We start from the raw sequence: 17,916 nt of genomic DNA on the forward strand, positions 1-17,916 counted from the left end.
ACTGGCCAAAGACTTCGAGAAAACTATCGCTTCTTCCGAAGCGTGGATATACATCGCAAATATCCGCTTCCTCACACGGCGTATCGCAAGAGCCTGATATCATTACATTCATTATGATTCAGGCTCTAAGACTTGTGAAGTCACTTTCAAATGTAGCCGCTTTTGTGGATTACTCCGAAGCTGAGGCTGTATTCTTCGGAAAAAATAAGCTGAAGCTGCCGATCAATTACTCTTCGAAAGATTTAGTGACGCTAAATACTTTTGATGTGGACGAGCTCGAACGCTTCGTACTTGAAAAAATTCATAAGGATCAAAAATCAACTATTTTGTCCTCCGTTTTATTCGAATTTTGTAAAGACATCCCGGAGGCGGATCGTTTCCGTTACATTGTTAAGAATATAAGGAGAATTCTGAATGACGCGCAAGAGGGCTATAATCTCTTTGCCTCGGAATTCTCTTATGAGAAAATTAAAAGTAAAACAGAAGAGGCAATCAGCGAATACGCCAATAAAATTCACAAAACGTTTCACGATATACAAAACCAGATACTTGGCGTTCCATTGGCAACCGTCATTGTCGCAGTTCAGTTGAAAAAAATTACGACGTGCGGAAATGAATTCTGGACCAATACAATGATCGCAATCGGAGCAACTCTTTTCGCTGCGTTTTTAACACTTGCCATTTTCAACCAGATTATGACCCTTACCAGCATCAACAGCGATCTCACGCGACAGAAAGAAAAACTTAAAGCGCAATACGCGCTTATCGCTGAACAGTTCATCTCGCTTTTTGACAAGTTGAATGGTCGGGTATTCATGCACAAGATCGTTTTGTTTTCCATTGCAGCGGTGGCTTGGATTGGCGTGGCGGCAACCTGGTACGTGCTTTATCGCTTGAATTCAGTTGATCCGATCGCATGCGTTTAGAACAGACGCATCCGCATTTTCTATTCAATCCTTGAGATATCTCAGTACATCCAAGGTCCTGTTAAACTGACCACCAACTTTTTGCGACGGAGCAATATGTATCTTATGACATATACATCGCGGATGCAGATACTCACTTTTTGGCAACTACTTCGCAATTTATCGAGCGTTTTATGATAATTAATGTGCCCACTCCTGCGAAGTTAAATGACGTCTCACTCAGACTTTATTTTTCGGCGTGGTCGTCGCTAATTGAAATCTGGTCGGATTTCTGCCGTGAGTTCGAAGGGTTCGGACCCCTGGATTCTGCAGGGTGGGATGACGAATGGATGGAGTACCTCCAAGCTTCCCAAGCGGAAATGCAATCAATATTCTCCTTGGTGCAGCATTCGAATGAGCTCGCCTTGAAGGCAATGGTCTGTGAAGTCAGTCCTTATCTGCTACTGATAGGAAACGATTTGAAACTTAGCAGTGCACTAACGCGCGATTTGGCATTTTCAGATTTTCGCACCATCGACGCAGTCGACCTCCCCGCAGCTGTAAATAATTTCTGCCCACGTAAGCTTACAGCCCGATTTGTTCAGACATATTCCGACATTCGCGCGTTTCGAAACAGGTTTGTTCACTTGGGTCTCAGTGACAGGAGCCTTGATCCTTTCGAACTACTACGATCAATGATAGCAATATATGCAGAGTTATGGCCCCAGCGGAGCTGGTTGAAAGATAGAGTTACTTTTGCTTCTCAGGAACGGATTGCATTCTTTGCTGATGGAAGGGTGTTTTCCGTTCATGAGGTTGTGATGGAAGAACAAAAATTCAACATCGAACTTTTCACAAAGTCAGAATTCAAAATAGTATTTGGAGACGCAAAATCGAAGCGCCGTTATTTTTGTTTTGATTGCGTTGATGCCGCTAAGACGAAGTGGTTTGAAAACTACGACGATTCCTCAAAGACGGCATTTATATCATCCGATAATAACGAACGGTTACGATGCGCGATGTGTTGCAAAACATTCACCATTAAGCGGCTTCCATGCGGTCACGACAGCTGCAAGGGAAACGTGATTGGCGACCACAACGATAACAACGAAGGTAGATGTCACTCGTGCGGCGAATATCAAAACGAAGGGAACGACTAAATTTAAAAACGAAACAGCACGTTCTTATAATCTATTTACTTGCGTATTTCGCCTATATTGATCGGGACTCATGTTTGCGTGCCGACGAAACATGGAAATGAACGACGAGGGAGTATTGTACCCAAGTTGCGAAGATATTTCCTGAATTGAAAAACCCTTGCGTAGAAGCATTAATGCGTTGAGAAAACGTAGTCTCTGCCTCCACTCATTAAAACCAATTCCGACAATGGCACGAAAGCGGTGTGCTAACACGCGCTCGACTGTATTGAGCCGTTCGGCCCATGCAGCCAAAGTATCACAATTTCCTGGATCTTTTTGCAATCGTCTGATCATAGGGGCAAGCAGCGGATCACTTGTTGTTGGCAGGTAACTTTGCAAAGCCCCCTCTGACTGCAATTGGTCAATCAATACGTTCATTAATCGTTGATCCCTTTCGTTAGACGGAACTGAAATGTTCCGCCTGATCAGGTCGTCAGAGATTGCCTTTACAATAGTTGGTATTCTGAGCGTGCAAGCCTCCAACGGCATGCCCTCGCAAAGTTCGGCGGCGACATGAATCGAAGCGCATCGTCCCACCGCTAGCGAACGCGAGGAGTGAATTCGTTCTGAAGGAATCCAAATACCGAATTGGGGAGGAGCCAGTAATGTATAGCCTTCGACATCAAGTTCGAGAACGCCGTTCACCGAATAACTGAACTGGCCGGAAAGATGCCGATGAGAGACGAAGCAATCGTCAGAACTGAAATCATTGGCCTCAAATTGAATGGACCAAGGCATTTCCAACGTTGCTGCGTCAGATACGAAACATTGAGACATCATCTCTTCGGTTCACCATCAACGTTTCAATGCACGGTAGCGAGCAGGTCAATCGCGTGATCTCACACACGTATCTGAATTCGAGCGTTCCGCATTAGCAATCAGGCCCAGATAGTGCTGAATACCATTGGCTGTTCGCCTCGCATGAGCATTCGCTTCTTCCGTCGTCACCAACTTAAACACGATTTTTGTCTTTGGCCGAAGTTGTGCAATCCTATCAGTGTCGGCATCGACCATCGTCGCCAATTTCGGATATCCGCCTGTGGTTTGATGATCCGCAAGCAACACGGTGGGGATGCCGTCACCAGCTATCTGTATAGAGCCCCGAACGATCGGTTCTGAAGGGATATCTAACTCACCAATTGGCTTAATAAAGGGACCTCTAAGCCTCATCCCCATCCGGTCGTACGCTGGGGTGACCTCGAAACTGCTCTCGAAAAACATCCGAATGGTTGCATCCGAGAAAAAACGATCTTGCGGCCCAAGTATGACTTGGAAAATATTTGATGGTCGAGCCGATATAGGGAAAAATATGGAACCTTCACGCGACTTACGAACTTCTGGGTTCGCGATCATCAATGCCTTACCCGTCACAATTTTCCCGCCTCCAAATCCGGATGATGCATGGGTTGCGTGGCTCTGCAGCCATGGCTCCGCTTCCATAAACCCGGCGAAAGCGAGGTAAGTCCAGTTCCCCCAAAAGCCGGGCTTTATCGCCAAGGTTTCACCTTGACGAAGAGTACTGACGATCCACGACCTCTTTCGTTCGCCTGCATGCTCGACGATGAAATCACCGCCAGCGATTGCAAAGGTCAATTCGCCCGTAACACACTCCAGTTCCAGTCCACCAGTCGAGATTTCTATGACAGGGTTGTTCTGTTCGTTTCCTAGCGCTGCATTTGCCGCAGCCGCAGATAGTCTGTCCATTGGGCCCGAACTCGGAACTCCGAAGCGCATAAATCCCGAACGACCAGCATCCTGTATGGATATAAGAGGCCCAGAGGCTTTCACGGCGATCTTTACAGAGGTCAATGATTGCTCTTCTTTTCGAAATCTGCGCGACTAATTCGTCGGAAAACGACATCGTCGCCAACGTCAAACAGAAACGGTCTATCGCCATCCTTGTCGAGAATTCTCGTAGGTGAGCGGCCAATTATCCACCAACCCGTCGGCATAGTCATTGTGGTAACAAGGCACTGGGGCCCTGCAATCAAAACACTTCCGGCTGGGATATCGCGTACGGCGGATTGTTTTCGCGGAAGTCTTATTTGTTCGGGCACTCCAGCCAGATATGCATAGCCCGGAGCGAACCCATACATGAAAACGCCATATTCCGCCGAACTGTGTGCAGCAATCACCTCGTCGCGAGAAAAACCCGTCTTCATTGCTACCGCAGAAAGATCAGGTGCGAATTCGGCATCGTAACAAACTTCGACGACACGCTTTTCTCTCGGGCGGATCGAGGGGGATGAAGATTGAATGAGCTTTCTAACGTCGTTCTCGATTATATCGTGGTCGGTTAAAAGCGGATCGAATCTCACCAGTAGGCTTGTATAAGCTGGCACCGCTTCGAAAAAACCGAAAATAGACGCAGTACTTAAGGCTTTATCGAGAGAAACGACATGCTCATGCGTTTCGTTGCAGATTACATCACCGAATTCGACCAACAGAGAATGGCTTCCTGCTGGCGAGAAATGAGGGAAAATTCGGGGCCGTGATTGGTGAAAGAACACTTCAGTCCAAGCCTTCGACCAACATGAAATCTGCCTCCGCTGCTCCTGTACGAAAAGCCTTTGCCTTTGCGTACTCTGTACTATCCCAAAACGATTTTGCTTGTGAAAAGCTATCGAACTCGAAAATAACGGTTCGGTTTTTGGGCGATCCTTCCACGACAGTTAACGTGTCTGGATTGATAATGAGCCGCGCTCCGCATCGCTTTAACAAATCGCCCGCAGCTTTGCTGTATTCAGCATACGCCTCTGGATCTGTAACAGTAACTTGAGCAATCAGATAACCCTTAGCCATTGCTGTATTTCCACCTATTAAGCCAAGAACGATTGAGTTCGGATGTTTGCGGCGGCGAGTTTGCAACGGATGTGCTTCGCCATAGTCAAAGCACTCGGACTATCACCATGAACACAGATGGAATGAGCTACCAGGTCAATTTTTCCACCCTCAATTGTGGGCATTTTTCCCTCAGCCAAAAAATCCAGAATACGATTTGCCGCCGCCTCTGGGTCGTGGATCATCGCGCCTTCCTGAGAGCGCGGTACTAACCGTCCGTTCTCCAAATATCCGCGATCCGCAAAAATCTCGCTGAAGGTTTGCAGCCCTGCATCTTTCGAAGCAAATTCAAGCTCGGTTCCAGATATTGCGAGGACTGACAACTCTCTCGATACAGCTTTCGTTGCCCGTGTAATTGCGATGGCAACCGATCGATCATCGGCCGCCCAGTTTCCCAGCGCACCGTGGGGCTTTACATAGCGAACTGGAACCCCTGCCAATGCCGCCGCCCCCATCAAAGCGCCGATTTGCGTTGCAATCAGTTGCTCTACTTCTGAAGTGGTCAATCTGATGAGACGCCTTCCGAACCCTTCACGGTCTGCGAATCCTGGATGCGCGCCAATTATCACCTGTTTAGCTTTGGCAATTAAGGCGGTCTCAAACATCGTCGTTGGATCACCAGCATGACCACCACACGCGATATTTGCGCTGCTCACCAATTCGAGCATGGCTGCATCATCGCCCATTTTCCAGGGACCGAAACTCTCACCCAGGTCTGAATTCAGATCGATGGCTGTCGGCATAGTTTAACCAGCCTTTGGTGTGGCACGCGTCAAGAGGTTTACACCTCCATCAGCGGCAGTATCATAATATGTAAATCCAGTGCCATTGGCCCGTCGTCCACGCATCAGTATCGACAATCCGTTCGACGTCGTTTCCTTTTCAGCGGCGTTCGCATCCGTTACTTCAAACCCGACGTGAAAAACGCCCTCGCCTTTTTCATCAAGAAACTTGCGCTGGGGACTTGGATTATCGTCCGGCTGGCAGAGTTGGAACTGAATGTTCGGCAAGTTGCACACCCGATAGATCAGGTTATGGAAGCCCTTCTCGTCAGGCACTTTGAGATCCGTATACTCCACGAGCGGAGGATAATCCTCCCACGGTCCAATGCCAATGGCTTCATACCATGCTTGCGAAGCATCTATATCTGACACGACGATGCAGATGTGGTGCAGTTTATCAAACGTTCCCATCTTATTTCTTCTTCTCTGGCATAACGTAGTTCAAAACGCGGCGACCGCCGTCGGGATAAATTGTCTCCCCAGTAAAATATGAAGCATCATCGCTCGCCAAAAATGCAACAACGGCCGCAATTTCATCGGCTGTTCCATATCGTCCGAGAGGAGTGCGGTCCAGAATTGCCTTATCGGTGGCACTCGAAACAAAGTCACCACGGACCATCTCTGTGTCGATCGTTCCAGGGCCAATTCCAACGACTCGAATACCGTGTGGAGCGAATGCTACAGCGGCAGTTCCGGTCACCTGATTCATTCCACCTTTGCTGATTGCATATGTGGCAACATTCGGATTAGCCAGCCCAGAGTTGATCGAGGACATATTGATTATCACGCCGCCATCGCCTTGGGCGATCATTTGACGACCAGCGGCCTGCGTCCCCCAGAAAGCGCCTTCCAGGTTAATACTCAGCACATGATCGTAATCTTTCTTGGTGATCGAAAGAAAATCTTTAACAGGTGCGATGCCCGCGTTGTTGACCATTATGTCCAACCGCCCGAATCGTTCGACGGCAGCGCTCACCAGCGCTTCAACCTCATCCTTTTTACTGACGTCGGTGATCACATAATGAAGAGTTTCAGGCGTACCGATGGCAGCTGCAGTTTCCTCAAGTCTCTTTGCGTCTATGTCCGCTATCACAACTTTGGCTCCTTCCGCCAACAATCGTATAGCGGAAGCTTTGCCAATGCCCTTCGCTGCACCGGTAACAATAGCAACCCTGTCTAAAAGCTTCATAGCCAGTTCCTTTCAATTCAAACTAATAAACAACAGTCTCATGGAGCGGTGTTCCTGCCCTAATTCGGGAATAACCAAGCGGCGACAGGTCCAGACTGCGATATTCTCCATGGGTGATTAATTCTGCAACGCCGCGTCCCGTAGCCGGGGCGTGCATCACACCATGTCCCGAGAACCCCGTTGCGAAGATCAGGTTCTTGATCTCATCGTGAGGTCCGATAATTCCATTGTGGTCCAGGGAATTCACTTCGTAGTGGCCCGCCCAGGATCGTTCCAGTCTCAGCTGTTCTAGCGCCGGAATTCTATGGGCCAACAATGGCCACAAGGAATTTTCGAGCAATTCATGTGCAGGCTCAAAGTCGTCATATGCGTCGCCATCCTCGGCTTCTGAAGGAGCAATACCGCAGATAAAGCCCTCCCCTTCTGGTCGAATCCAAGCGCCTGAGCTGTCAAAGAGCATTGGAAAATTGTGGGTTGCAAGTGGTGCCCGGATGCAGAACACGGTTCGCTTCTTCGGTGTAATCGGGAGTGCTATTCCAAGATCCTTCACAACCAGTGCTGATGTGGCACCCGCTGCGATGACGCAGGAAGTCGCTGCGATTGTCGTACCATCTGACAAGTTTACACCGGTCACTCGATATCCATCCACTTTGAGTGAGCTCACGTGACCTTTAACGTATTTGACGTTTTTTTGCCGCCCCGCTTGCCGAACGATCGACATCAGAGACCATGCGTCGAACCAACCCTCGTCCTGCAATGCTGTTGTCGCGATACCAACGTCGCTGACATTCAACCAAGGAAACCTGACTTTAGCTTCCTCAGGCGACAGGGCAACCACTTTCGCGCCTTCAGATGACTGCATTGCTATACCTGCCTGGCGCTCGGCCACAACTGCATGATCACCCAAGATAAGATATCCTCGCTCAGTAAAGCCGATGTCTGCATCTTGTCCGAAACGTTCTTTTATGGAGCGGAAGAATCCTGCGCCATACAAACTCATATGGATATTTACAGGAGTACCAAATTGCGTCCTGATTGAAGCCGCAGAAAGCGCGGTTGAACAACGCTGATAGGTTGGGTCGCGTTCGACCACAGTGATATCCCCAACGAAACCCTGATCCCGCAAAAAATAAGCTACAGAGCTACCCACAATAGCTCCGCCCACAATAACTACGCTGTCGTTCCCCGGTTTCAATTTTCCTCCTTGGGCGGCTCCGTTATTTTCATTCTTTGAAGTACGCCCATACAACGTTATCTAATCACAAATGGATTAGCGGTCTCTCCAACTGTATCAATCCAAACTGTTTTGGTCTGAAGATAAGCTTGTATCGCCTCCTGACCGCTTTCACGTCCCACTCCACTTCTCTTGTATCCTCCAAACGGAGCCATGTAGCTGACAGCACGATATGAATTCACCCATATGGTTCCCGCTTCCAGTACGGATGCACCACGAAGAGCGCGTCCGATGTCAGCTGTCCAAAGACCAGCCGCCAATCCGTAGGGGCTGTCATTGGCGATTGCATAAGCTTCGTCGTCGTCATCGAAAGGAATAACTGACAAGATCGGACCAAACACCTCTTCTCTTGCAATGCGCATCTGGTTGTTAACTCCAGTGAAAATACTGGGTTCTACAAACCAACCATCTGAGAGACGCGGGTCCTCGGGTACTCCACCACCCAGAACGCATTTAGCCCCTTCGTCGCGGGCGATATCAATGTAATCGAGCACTTTAGTGCGCTGAGCAGTGGTTGTTATCGGCCCGACTTGCGTCTCGGCAAGGGCCGGATTCCCGATCCGAGCAGTTGAAGCCAACTTCACCAAACCTTCGACCACTTCATCGTGAACTTTCCGATGAACGACCAAGCGAGATCCAGCGATGCAGGTCTGGCCGCTGGCCGCAAATATTCCCGAAATGGCCCCGTTTACGGCGCTCTTGATGTTGGCGTCTGGGAATACAAGATTTGCTGACTTGCCACCTAGTTCAAGCGTTACGGTTTTGAGCCCCTCGGCAGCCGCTTTGTAAACCGCGATACCACCAGGTTCACCACCGGTGAATGCGATCTTGGCAACGTCCGGATGGGATACAAGCGGAACGCCAACTTCCAATGGCATACCCGTAACGGTATTTACGACACCCGCAGGGAAACCAGCTGCTGTGAACAATTTCACCAGCTCTAGTGTTGAAGCGGACGTATACTCGGAAGGCTTGATGACAACAGTGTTTCCGGCAGCCAGCAGAGGTGCAAGCTTCCACGTCAGCAACATGAGTGGCGAATTCCACGGAACGATAGCTGCGATCACACCGATAGGCTCACGTTTCGTGAAGGTGAACATCCCGGGCTTGTCGATAGGAAGAACAGAACCTTCAATTTTGTCTGCAAGTCCGCCAAAATAACGATACCATTCCGGTATGTAACGCAACTGTGCGGTCATTTCCGAAATGAGCTTGCCGTTATCTCTTGTTTCAATCGCGGCTAGACGCTCCGCATTGTCCGCTATCAGATCAGCAACGCGGATCAGGAGTTTGCCGCGCGCGGAATTCGACAACCCTGACCATTCTTTCGATTTGAAGGCCTGTTTTGCGGCTGCAACGGCTTGATCAACCTCAGCTGCGTTGTTTCTGGGAATTAACGCCCACGGTTTGCCTGTAAATGGATCATAGGTTTCAAATGTTGTCCCCGATGGCAACAATTTACCAGCAACCGTGTTCTGAAATGAAATCAAAAGAGCCTCCCTAACAGGTCGCCAAACCTAGGTGCGCCCTGAATCTGTTCTTGATAAACGTTGCATCACGTGGAGGAAGCGACCGTGGCAAATTCTCCGCAGTGATTTTCAACACGAACAATCTCGGACCAATTGGCTGGCTTCTTAAACGAAGGCTCAACTGATCCACCTCTTCCAGACTTCTCAACTCAGCGGTTTCCACAAACCCGCATGCATTGGCAACTTTATCGAGTTGAATGCCGCGTCCTGTGTGGCTGGTTTGCATCCCTGTTTCACCAAAGTGTTGATTATCTAGGACAATCACGTCAAGATTCCTGGGCCTAGCCACAGCAATAGTCGCTAATGCGCCAAACGCCATCAGCTGTTCGCCATCGCCTGTAATCACCATCACTCGTTTATCAGGCTGAGCTTGAGCAAGACCAAGGCCGACAAGCGCTGCCCCACCCATTGCACCCCATAGATAATAATTATCATCGCGATCCCCCGCAGCATGGACATCGTAACTGGGCGATCCAAGACCGGTGACGACAAGAACTCCATTTCGATTTTCAAGGAGTTTGTTTACAGCCGCGCGACGGTCAAAAGTTGGAAGAGACATATCAATTACCACTTCTTTTTTCCCAGAAGACGCTGACCAATCAGCACAGCGATCTGTTGATCCGCCTCGAATGCCATTGTGGCGGCCTGCTCCACAACTTCGATCAGATCCTGCCCGGTTTCCGCCCGTAGAACCGTGACCCCTATGGCTTCCAGGGAGGCCTGCGTAGCCTGGCCCATTGGCACTTGCCATGGATTAAACTCTGCCCATTCACCTCGCATTGTCACAAGCATGAGAAGTGGAAAACGTCCCTGTACAGGTAGGGAAAGCATGTTGATGCAATTTCCGACGCCCGAAGACTGCATCAAGATCACGCTCCGCATTCCGCCGAGCCAAGCCCCTACGGAAAGTGCAATCCCTTCTTCTTCGGTCGTCAGTACGTTGGTGACGACTTCGTTGTCTTCACCGAATAACCTTATAAGCGTCGAATGTCCGGCATCGGGTACGTAGGACACCTGCCCTACATCAGCAGACTTAAGAGCATCATAAAGTTCCAGCGGCCAATCCACGGATAGATCGCGTGTCGGGCGTTTCGTCTGGGCGGATATCACATCAGCGGCGCTCAAGGCTCGCCTCCCCTGAAGAGTTATTGATAACCGCTTTATGCCTTATCAAAAATGTTTCTACATCGACCCTTTTGCACGAACAGTTATAGCGATATTGTATAGGTATGGATATATCGCAACTTCGAACATTGATTCATGTAGCTGAGCTCGGAAGCCTCTCCAAAGCCGCCGATCGGCTGCGTATTGCGCAACCAGCCCTGAGCAGACAAATTAGACTCCTGGAACAGGAATTAGGAGCACGGCTATTTGATCGTCATGGCCGTGGGATGATTGCAACCGAGAAAGGTCATGACGTTCTACGTCACGCTCAGCGAATTATGGCTGAGATGGAAGAGATCCGCGCGGTCGCCCAAGACGAAAATGCGCCGCTAAGGGGACATGTTTCAATCGGGATGCCTCCCACCGCTTCTGATATTCTATCGGAACCATTAGTGTCAGCCTTTCAAGATACCCATCCGGACGCGACATTACGCATAGTCAGCGCCTACTCCGGTTACTTGCTCGACTGGCTCCATAGAGGCGATATCGATGCCGCGATCCTGTATGATCCGAAGAATGCAAGGTCGCTTCGGATCCACCCGCTTTTGGAAGAATCGCTGTTCCTCATCGGGCCCGCAGGCTTTGATCAAAAAAGGCGTCACCACATTGCTTTTAGCGAGTTGGATGGGGAACGACTACTTTTACCCAGTATCGGGCATGGCTTGCGGTCACTTCTTGAAAAATACGCACAAGACACGGGTATTGCCCTCAACGTTAAGATTGAGGCTGACAGTTATTCAACATTGAAATCACTTGTCCAGAATAATCACGGTGTGACTGTACTTCCTTTAGCTCCGATCAGAGAGGAGCTAAATGCTGGACAACTGTGTGCAGTACCAATTGTAGACCCTATACCGGTGCGCCGCCTGATTATTTCATATCCGACGGACCGCCCTGCCTCCCGACTCGCTCGTTTCAGCGGCCAGGTAATCGCGTCCACTGTCGAAAAGCTGGTAGAAGAAGGTGTTTGGTCAGGTCGCATGCTGAAGGACATCTAATCGTTCTCTCAATGCGTAAGCTATAGCAACAGGGCATATCTGTTCTCACTTCTATTTCCTTGTCGATATGGGTGGCGAGATGTAGCTGTTGTCTCGTAATGATGAGGAGATCATGGGCATGCACGTCGCAGTCGATAATTACGCTGACATTCGCGAGGCCGTTGCGAGGCTTTGCCAACGGTTTCCGGGCGAGTATTGGCGTAAAATCGATCGCGATATGGCTTACCCTACCGAATTTGTGAATGCGCTGACCGAGGCAGGATGGCTTTCGATTCTTATTCCCGAAGAGTATGGCGGATCTGGCTTGCCACTTTCTGCGGCGGCAGCCGTGCTGGAAGAAATACAACGGACAGGGTGCAATGGCGGCGCATGTCACGCCCAGATGTATACGATGGGCACGCTTCTGAGGCACGGATCGGAAGAGCAAAAAGCACGCTATCTGCCGAAAATCGCGACTGGTGAGCTCCGCTTGCAAGCGTTCGGCGTAACCGAGCCAACCAGCGGAACGGACACTGGCGCACTTAAAACCACGGCTCGTCGGGATGGGGATGATTTTGTCATCAACGGTCAGAAAATATGGACGAGTCGCGCAGAATACTCAGATCTCATGTTGTTGCTGGCGCGAACATCGCCTCTGATTAAGGGGATGAAAAAAACTGACGGCCTTTCTGTTCTGATCGTCGATATGGCGCAAGCGAAGAATAATGGTCTGACAATCCGTCCTATTCGAACGATGATGAACCATGCCACGACTGAAGTTTTCTTCGACAATCTTCGCGTACCTGTATCGAACTTGATTGGCGAGGAAGGCAAAGGCTTTCGCTATATTCTTTCCGGAATGAACGCGGAGCGAATTCTGATAGCAGCCGAATGTATTGGCGATGCAAAATGGTTTACCGAGAAATCAGTAAATTATGCCAAAGAGCGTTCGATATTTGGACGTCCGATCGGTCAAAACCAGGGTATCCAGTTCCCAATAGCGAAAGCTTATGCAAACACAAGAGCCGCTGAACTTATGGTGCATGCTGCTCTTGCTCTGTATGAAGCGGGCCAGAATCCGGGTGCTGAGGCAAATATGGCAAAAATGCTCGCCGCCGATGCGTCATTTGAGGCCGCAAATGCCTGCATTCAAACTCATGGCGGTTTCGGATTCGCTGAAGAATACGATGTCGAACGCAAATTTCGCGAGACTCGCCTCTACCAGGTCGCACCAATCTCGACCAACCTTATCCTCTCATACTTGTCCGAGCATGTTTTGGGCATGCCTCGTTCTTATTAGGAGTAGTTTCCCTTGAACGTATTAATCGTTTACGCCCATCCTGAGACCAAATCTTTCAACGGTGCAATGAAGGACATAGCCGTTGCTACGCTTGAAGCAGAAGGGCACACTGTCACAGTAAGCGATCTGTACGCGATTGACTTTAATCCCGTGGCGGGCAAGGGCGATATTGTCGGCGATCTTACCAACAACGATTTCTTCAGTCTGCCTAAAGAACAGACCTCCGCCTACGAAAATGGCAAGCTGGCACCGGACATCCAAGCTGAAATCGAAAAAGTCAGGGCAGCAGATTTTATCATTTTCCAGTTCCCGGTGTGGTGGTTTGGAATGCCAGCGATCCTTAAGGGGTGGGCAGACAGGGTCTTTGCTCGTGGCTTCGCCTATATAGCAGGCCGGAAATACGATACTGGTATGTTCAAGGGCAAGCTCGCCATGGTGGCTGCCACGACTGGAACCTCCGCAGACACATATGCGCCTGATGGCATAGACGGCGATATCCTTACGGTGCTCTGGCCGATACACAACGGCCTTTTCAGATACAGCGGTTTTGATGTCCTTCCGCCGTTTATTGCCTACATGCCCGGACGTGTAGGCGATGACGGCAGAACCGCATATCTGGAAGCTTTTAGAAAGCGGCTCACCGAGATCGAGACAACACCTCGCTTGTTCTTCCATTCTGCCGAAGATTACGGAGCGAACGAGCGTTTGAAACCCGGAGTTCTGGCGAGATCGGGGGTACAGAGAAATGTCTGATACCAATCTGCCACTTGACGGAGTCCTCGTTGTTTCAATTGAACAAGCCGTGGCCGCTCCTCTTTGCACTCTCAAACTCGCCGACGCTGGCGCAAGAGTCATAAAAATCGAGCGTGTCGAAGGGGAAACAGCGAGACATTATGATACTACAGTTGAAGGGGTTTCGGCTTATTTCGTCTGGTTGAATCGTGGCAAGGAGAGTGCAACTTTAGACCTGAAAAATGCCGATGATTTAGCACTTCTGCATCGCATGTTGGAACACGCAGACGTCTTTGTTCAAAACCTCGCTCCGGGTGCCATCGACCGACTGGGCTTGTCGAAAACCGAACTAACTGAGCGCTATCCGACGCTGATCGCCGTGAACATTGTAGGATATGGCCAAGATACGCCTGCGGCCGAAATGCGCGCCTACGATATGCTGGTCCAAGCGGAGAGCGGGCTATGCTCTGTCACCGGTTCACCTGAGACGGCCAGTAAAGTCGGCGTATCCGTGGCAGATATCGCTACCGGTATGAACGCCCACGCGGCTATATTGGAGGCCCTTCTCCAGCGTGGTCGTACAGGACGAGGACAAGTGATAGAAATCTCGATGTTCGATGGCATGGCAGATTGGATGTCTGTGCCATTGTTGCATTACGAATATGCCGATCGGGAAACGAAGCGATACGGCCTCGCTCATGCTTCTATCTATCCGTACCGCCCGTTTAATTGCTCAGACGGCAAAGCGGTGGTGATTTCGATTCAGCAAAATAGTGAATGGTATCGGCTCTGCACCAAAGTGGTCGAACGGCCCGATCTGGTTGATGATGAACGATTCAAAACCAATTCGCTTCGGGTAGCCAACCGAGAACTTCTCGATTCAGAGTTGGAGCCCGCATTCGCTTGCCTTTCCCTTGAGGAAGCAATCTCGAAATTAAATGCAGCGCAGATCGCATGGGGTCGCGTAACGAATGTGGCTGACCTGCCAAAACATCAAGCACTGCGACGAATTGAAGTGCTGTTGCCAAGTGGCAAAATTATCTCTCTCCCCCGCCCTCCGGGTTACCGGGTTCATAAAGATGGACCTCGTCAAGTACCAGCGCTGGATCGTGATACTGCGCAAATAAGAACTGAGTTCTCCGGAGCTCTCCCCGCATAAAGGATATGAAAATGGCGGAGTTCGAGAACTGGATTGGCAAGAACACCATTGCTGTGGACTTACCAACCGAGCGTCTGGTCGCAAGTTTCAGAAGTACACTAAAACCTTATCTGTTTGATGCCGATAGCGACACAATTCCTCTTGGTTTTCATTGGTGCCTCGCCCCCGTAATTGCCGATTTGGATTCACTTGGTCGTGATGGTCACCCTGCAAAAGGCGATTTTCTCCCACCAGTTCCGTTACCCCGTCGCATGTGGGCCGCAGGAGAGCTGGCTTTTCTCAAACCACTTTGTCTTAACCAAACAGTCCAGAAACGTTCAGCGATCGAAAACATTGAAGAAAAGCAAGGTCGGACGGGAAGGCTGTGCTTCGTCACTTTAGGACACATAATATCCTCGCTCAGCGGCGAGGCCATCCGGGAAAAACAGATACTGGTATATCGCGACGATATGAATCTCGAGCGTTCCTCATCAGCGCCTACTGAAAACCACGCTTTGAATCCGATTTATCAAATCGAGATCGATATCAGCCCGCTAATGCTCTTTCGATATTCAGCTCTAACATTTAACGGTCATCGCATTCATTACGATTATCCTTATGCCAGGGATGTCGAACATTACCCGGGTCTTGTAATCCATGGTCCTCTACAAGCGACGCTTCTTCTGAATATCGCTGCCAGATTCTTTGGCCGATCTCCGCAAAGTTTCACTTTTCGAGGCATTAATCCTGCAGCAGGAGTGTCTTCATTATTGTTTCGGATCGTGGCGCAATCTGGCGACAAGATTGATCTTGAAGCTGCGACTTGCGAAGGTACGATAACAATGAGAGCGAGTGCCGCATGGTGAAATTCGCCCCGCCGATAGCGCCGCTGTTCGTACCAGGCTCGAGATCTGATCGGTTTGAAAAAGCTGATACGAGTGGCGCAGATTCAGTCATTCTGGATCTGGAAGACGCAGTAGCTCCTAAGGATAAAGATGAGGCTCGCCATGCTATCGTAGCAAAGGTAGCAGATTTTCAATCGCCCGTAATCATTCGAATTAACGCAGCCGATACTCCGTGGCACGATGCCGATGTTAGCGCAGTATCTGGACTGCATGGGGCAACGATCATGTTGCCTAAAGCCGAACGTCCCGAGACGATCCGTCAACTCGTTGGAAAGATCGGCATAGATAAGCCCGTGATTGCCCTGATAGAAACTGCAGTGGGTCTTTTAAACCTTTCCGAAATCCTGCAGACGAATGGTGTCGTATTAGCAGCATTTGGATCAGTTGACTTCGCTCTTGACGTCGGCTGTGAACATGATCGCATGGCTTTGGCATCTGCTCGCAGTGAAATCGTATGGCGTTCGCGCGCGGCGCGCCTCTTGCCGCCATTGGATGGTGTTTGTACTTCCATCAAGGACAGGGAGGCATGCGTGGATGAATGCGAATATGCTGTGAAACTTGGTTTCGGTGGCAAACTCGCCATTCATCCAAGTCAGATCGACACCATTTTCAAATCATTCAAGCCAAGCGATAGCGCTATTCGTTGGTCCAAACACGTGCTTTCACTTGAGCAGAGCGGCGGTGCCAAACAGATTGATGGCGAGATGATAGATCGACCGTTGGTGGAGCGAGCGAGGCGGGTTCTGGAGCGAGCCAAATTGTTTGAATTGAAGCGGTCTTGACTCGTAGGCATCTTTTTGCTTTCAAAATCACCGACAAAGTTGCGCAGTTTGGGAAGAACAGACGTCCGACGGCATCTATGGCCGCCGGATAATCTTTATTCATAACTCAACGTGTTTGTTCTCAGAGCCAGACATCAGAGACCTGATGCCCCCGGGGATAAGGATCCGTTGGATCTACACCATACTGGCCAACACTGGTAATCCAGGCCTGCCCCGCAATGGTGACGATCACACCCGGATATGATCCGACCTTGCTGGACGCGACGATACGACTATCAAAATGCGTACCGGTGATAGAATGATTTCTGAACAGCTCATCTTGCTTAATCTGCCCCTTCGCAGACATAACCGCCAATCGGGATGTTGTTCCAGTTCCCGTAGGAGATCGGTCCAGTCTTCCATGCAAACAAACTGTGCCATTCTTGCTTACATAAATGCCATCGCGCCGTTCGACAGGTCCCTCGAAAATAACATTTGAAACATTCCGGATTTTCTCGTTCTCGGGATGCACGACTTCGAGTTGCTCGTTGACAGCGGCTTTGATCCGCTTACCCAACAAAGACATATCTCGTGCTTCATCCGGGCGTATTTCAAAACCCAGAGCCTTTGCGTTCACGTGAGCGAAAGTCATACCGCCATAAGAAGTATCAACCAGCACTGTTCCAAGGCCCTCCACTTCGACAGGTGTATCTAGATGAAGTGCAAAAGCCGGAACATTCGTAAACTCTACTCGTGTAACCTTTCCATCCTTACAAGTGCACTTGGTTTCGATAATCCCTGCTGGCGCTTCCATTCTCAAACGTGTTTCGGGTTCCTGCATTCGAACAATACCGGTCTCCAGCGCGACCGTGGCGACACACATCGTGTTCGAACCTGACATTGGCGGATACTCAGTACTCTCGACTATCACATAGCCCAAGTCAGCTGTCTTATCACAAGCAGGTAGAATGATGTTGGCATTCACATACGGGGCACCGCGCGGCTCGAACAGGAGCAGCCCGCGAATTTCATCCATATTTTCTTCCAAGTACTCTTTTTTCTCAAACATTGTCTCGCCCGGAACATCGACTATGCCCCCGACAACAACGTTCCCTACTTCTCCTTCTGCATGACAACCTACGACTGTAAAAGTTCTGTTCCAACGCATATCAAGAGCTCCTCACCAACCAGAATATGGATCGTTCATCGACACAGGACCGAGGCGTTGAAGCATCCGAGATGCTTCAACGCCTGACGAAT

At 49.8% G+C, this 17,916-nt stretch carries 20 protein-coding genes and 1 pseudogene; 9 read left to right on the forward strand and 12 right to left on the reverse strand.

Annotated elements, in window-relative coordinates; all coding sequences use genetic code 11:
* From OPR82_RS17550 to OPR82_RS17560, 3 genes and pseudogenes are all read left to right on the forward strand, one after another.
* A pseudogene (locus tag OPR82_RS17550) lies at positions 1–97 on the forward strand (IS5/IS1182 family transposase); the annotation flags it as partial.
* Between the two features lie 37 nt (positions 98–134).
* Positions 135–926, forward strand: a complete 792-nt coding sequence (locus tag OPR82_RS17555) for a hypothetical protein (protein WP_265986226.1) — start codon at positions 135–137, stop codon at positions 924–926.
* A 140-nt stretch (positions 927–1,066) separates the two neighbouring features.
* Positions 1,067–2,065 (forward strand): hypothetical protein, encoded by a 999-nt coding sequence (locus tag OPR82_RS17560; protein WP_265986227.1) that lies wholly within the window; start codon positions 1,067–1,069, stop codon positions 2,063–2,065.
* A gap of 24 nt (positions 2,066–2,089) precedes the next feature.
* On the opposite strand, the gene OPR82_RS17565 is transcribed toward OPR82_RS17560, so the two are convergent.
* The 11 genes from OPR82_RS17565 to OPR82_RS17615 all read right to left on the reverse strand — a co-directional run bounded on the left by OPR82_RS17565 (position 2,090) and on the right by OPR82_RS17615 (position 10,786).
* On the reverse strand, positions 2,090–2,842 hold the full coding sequence (locus OPR82_RS17565; protein WP_162762590.1) for a helix-turn-helix transcriptional regulator: 753 nt from the start codon (positions 2,840–2,842) through the stop codon (positions 2,090–2,092).
* 87 nt (positions 2,843–2,929) lie between these two features.
* Entirely contained in the window at positions 2,930–3,913 is a 984-nt protein-coding gene (locus OPR82_RS17570; protein WP_265986228.1) for a 5-oxoprolinase subunit C family protein, read from the reverse strand.
* Positions 3,910–4,587: a 5-oxoprolinase subunit B family protein gene (locus tag OPR82_RS17575; protein WP_113533497.1), complete on the reverse strand. Its 678-nt coding sequence runs from the start codon at positions 4,585–4,587 to the stop codon at positions 3,910–3,912. The genes OPR82_RS17570 and OPR82_RS17575 overlap by 4 nt, the downstream gene beginning before the upstream one ends.
* 28 nt (positions 4,588–4,615) lie before the next feature.
* Positions 4,616–4,906, reverse strand: coding sequence for a DUF1330 domain-containing protein (locus tag OPR82_RS17580; protein WP_113533351.1), 291 nt, complete (start codon positions 4,904–4,906; stop codon positions 4,616–4,618).
* Positions 4,907–4,923: 17 nt separating this feature from the next.
* The gene (locus OPR82_RS17585; protein WP_113533350.1) at positions 4,924–5,688 is read right to left on the reverse strand and encodes a LamB/YcsF family protein; all 765 of its coding nucleotides are present in this window, start codon (positions 5,686–5,688) and stop codon (positions 4,924–4,926) included.
* 3 nt (positions 5,689–5,691) lie between these two features.
* Complete coding sequence (locus OPR82_RS17590; protein WP_113533349.1) at positions 5,692–6,138, reverse strand: VOC family protein; 447 nt, start codon at positions 6,136–6,138, stop codon at positions 5,692–5,694.
* 1 nt (position 6,139) lies between these two features.
* Positions 6,140–6,916: an SDR family NAD(P)-dependent oxidoreductase gene (locus OPR82_RS17595; RefSeq protein ID WP_113533348.1), complete on the reverse strand. Its 777-nt coding sequence runs from the start codon at positions 6,914–6,916 to the stop codon at positions 6,140–6,142.
* A gap of 22 nt (positions 6,917–6,938) precedes the next feature.
* Positions 6,939–8,111, reverse strand: a complete 1,173-nt coding sequence (locus OPR82_RS17600) for an NAD(P)/FAD-dependent oxidoreductase (protein WP_113533496.1) — start codon at positions 8,109–8,111, stop codon at positions 6,939–6,941.
* A gap of 56 nt (positions 8,112–8,167) precedes the next feature.
* Positions 8,168–9,640, reverse strand: coding sequence for an aldehyde dehydrogenase (locus OPR82_RS17605; protein WP_265986229.1), 1,473 nt, complete (start codon positions 9,638–9,640; stop codon positions 8,168–8,170).
* Between the two features lie 10 nt (positions 9,641–9,650).
* Positions 9,651–10,238, reverse strand: coding sequence for a thiamine pyrophosphate-dependent enzyme (locus OPR82_RS17610; RefSeq protein ID WP_113533495.1), 588 nt, complete (start codon positions 10,236–10,238; stop codon positions 9,651–9,653).
* Positions 10,239–10,243: 5 nt separating this feature from the next.
* Positions 10,244–10,786, reverse strand: a complete 543-nt coding sequence (locus tag OPR82_RS17615) for a phosphonopyruvate decarboxylase (RefSeq protein WP_113533494.1) — start codon at positions 10,784–10,786, stop codon at positions 10,244–10,246.
* Between the two features lie 122 nt (positions 10,787–10,908).
* Here OPR82_RS17615 and OPR82_RS17625 point away from each other — a divergent pair, with 122 nt between their 5' ends.
* The 6 genes from OPR82_RS17625 (at position 10,909) to OPR82_RS17650 (ending at position 16,677) form a co-directional block, all read left to right on the forward strand.
* Positions 10,909–11,841 carry a LysR family transcriptional regulator gene (locus OPR82_RS17625; protein WP_113533346.1) on the forward strand — a complete coding sequence of 311 codons (933 nt, stop codon included), beginning with the start codon at positions 10,909–10,911 and terminating at the stop codon, positions 11,839–11,841.
* 118 nt (positions 11,842–11,959) lie between these two features.
* The gene (locus OPR82_RS17630; RefSeq protein ID WP_265986312.1) at positions 11,960–13,120 is read left to right on the forward strand and encodes an acyl-CoA dehydrogenase family protein; all 1,161 of its coding nucleotides are present in this window, start codon (positions 11,960–11,962) and stop codon (positions 13,118–13,120) included.
* Between the two features lie 12 nt (positions 13,121–13,132).
* Positions 13,133–13,873: an NAD(P)H-dependent oxidoreductase gene (locus OPR82_RS17635; protein WP_113533345.1), complete on the forward strand. Its 741-nt coding sequence runs from the start codon at positions 13,133–13,135 to the stop codon at positions 13,871–13,873.
* Complete coding sequence (locus OPR82_RS17640) at positions 13,866–15,011, forward strand: CaiB/BaiF CoA transferase family protein (protein ID WP_113533344.1); 1,146 nt, start codon at positions 13,866–13,868, stop codon at positions 15,009–15,011. The genes OPR82_RS17635 and OPR82_RS17640 overlap by 8 nt, the downstream gene beginning before the upstream one ends.
* Positions 15,012–15,022: 11 nt before the next feature.
* Positions 15,023–15,856: an FAS1-like dehydratase domain-containing protein gene (locus OPR82_RS17645; protein WP_265986231.1), complete on the forward strand. Its 834-nt coding sequence runs from the start codon at positions 15,023–15,025 to the stop codon at positions 15,854–15,856.
* Positions 15,850–16,677 (forward strand): HpcH/HpaI aldolase/citrate lyase family protein, encoded by an 828-nt coding sequence (locus OPR82_RS17650; RefSeq protein ID WP_113533342.1) that lies wholly within the window; start codon positions 15,850–15,852, stop codon positions 16,675–16,677. The genes OPR82_RS17645 and OPR82_RS17650 overlap by 7 nt, the downstream gene beginning before the upstream one ends.
* A gap of 121 nt (positions 16,678–16,798) precedes the next feature.
* On the opposite strand, the gene OPR82_RS17655 is transcribed toward OPR82_RS17650, so the two are convergent.
* The gene (locus tag OPR82_RS17655; RefSeq protein ID WP_113533341.1) at positions 16,799–17,824 is read right to left on the reverse strand and encodes a proline racemase family protein; all 1,026 of its coding nucleotides are present in this window, start codon (positions 17,822–17,824) and stop codon (positions 16,799–16,801) included.
* Positions 17,825–17,916: the final 92 nt, after the last annotated feature.

Source organism: Ochrobactrum chromiisoli (genome assembly GCF_026241335.1).
Lineage (GTDB): Bacteria > Pseudomonadota > Alphaproteobacteria > Rhizobiales > Rhizobiaceae > Brucella > Brucella chromiisoli.